This is a genomic window from Synechococcus sp. H60.1 (assembly GCF_047462335.1).
GTDB lineage: Bacteria > Cyanobacteriota > Cyanobacteriia > Thermostichales > Thermostichaceae > Thermostichus.
Genome location: NZ_JANSJA010000056.1, coordinates 1 through 1495 on the forward strand (window position 1 = coordinate 1; position 1495 = coordinate 1495).

Annotated in this window: 1 protein-coding gene; it reads left to right on the forward strand. The window is 45.4% G+C overall.

Going from position 1 to position 1495, the window contains the following annotated elements; translation table 11 throughout:
- The first annotated feature begins 145 nt into the window (after positions 1–145).
- Complete coding sequence (locus tag NW852_RS02955; RefSeq protein ID WP_414372164.1) at positions 146–1351, forward strand: hypothetical protein; 1206 nt, start codon at positions 146–148, stop codon at positions 1349–1351.
- Positions 1352–1495: the final 144 nt, after the last annotated feature.

Sequence of the window (1495 nt, forward strand, 5' to 3'; positions counted from 1 at the left end):
ACTCACTCCCACCCAGAAAGCGCTCCAGCAGGGCTGGCTGGGATCCCTTTTGGCTTAAGAGTAGGTAGGAGGTAGCAATGCTTTAAAATCTTCCCAGCTGTTCGCAACTCCTGAGTTAAGTTAAAGAAAATAGGATCAAAGGGAAATGACTCTGCTTTTAGGTCTTCTAATTGGATTGGCTATTGGTTTCTCCCTGGGCGTTTATACCTGTAGGCGATCTGAAGTGAACCGCTACGAATCGAGGTTTGAGAGATGGAGGAAAGAAACTGAGAGGGCAATAGCTTTGCAACTTGACCAGTTCACTCAAAGAGCTAATAGCCAGTTACTGGATGAGATTCTAAGAAAGTTACAAGCTGACCTTGAGGGCTTCAAACTTCATATCTCAGAAAGTCTGTCCGAAAGTTACCAAAACTTCCTTCAGCGTTTAGCTGACTATACAAGTCAGCTAGTTAAGAATATAAGTAATCAGCAGAATATCCTGGGCAGGCTATCGGAAAGTATAGAAAACATTTCCCAGAATCTAAACTCGAGTTCTAGCCTTCAAAAGGGGAAGGAAACTAACAAGCAAACTGCTGACGCAGGACTCAAGAGTTTGCCGCCAGAGACGATTAGCCGTGAACAGGTGAAGATAGGGGTATTTCTGTGGTCTAAGAACATAAGGATGAAGAACCTGCTTCCATCTAGTAAAAAAGCAGCAGAAGGGGAACTCGATAACAAGCTGAACTGGATATCAAACCTTATGGGTCAGAGGTACTCGATGATTGAGAAGCTTTACAAAGAAATTAAATCTGGCATTGGAGAAGAAAAGAGCTTGACTCTTTGCTTAAAAGGCAACCCCCCAGAAGTGATAAATTATAGCTGCCAACTTGCTTCCACTCTACGTAAGGTTAATTTCTTAAAGGAACATAACTACTCAAAAAGCTCCAAAACCCTGATGGTAAAACTAAGCAAGTCTTCAGAGGCAATCAAGTTCCTATCTGGAGATTGGCTGGAGAGATATGTCAAACAGCAACTGATCAAGTTTGCTAGAGAGCAGGGACAGAAGATCGATTTTTCCTACATCGCAAATGCGGAAGTTACTTTGCCCAACGGTAGCGACTTTGAGATCGATCTCTTCTTCCACATTAACAACCGATTCTACTGGATAGAGTCGAAGACCGGCAGCTACAGGGACTGTATAGAGAAGTACTCTTGGCTCGCCTCCGAAATGGGTCTCGGCCCAGATCAAGTCTTTCTGGTCTTGGCAGATGCTGATCAGGAGACGAGAAGTAGGATCTCCTCCTCCTATAATCTTTCAGCAATTAGTGTCGAGGAGGTTGAGTCTCTGCTGTACAGAATTGTGAGGAGGTAGACTCAGTCTAAGCTACCACTTTGACAGCCTGCTCCATACACCACCAGGGATCCTCGGCAAAAGCCGGCATGGGCGTGCTGCCTGCCTTACCCAAAATGGCCAGCCGAACTTCCCGATCCAGCCGGGATCCCGATCCGTAGGGAT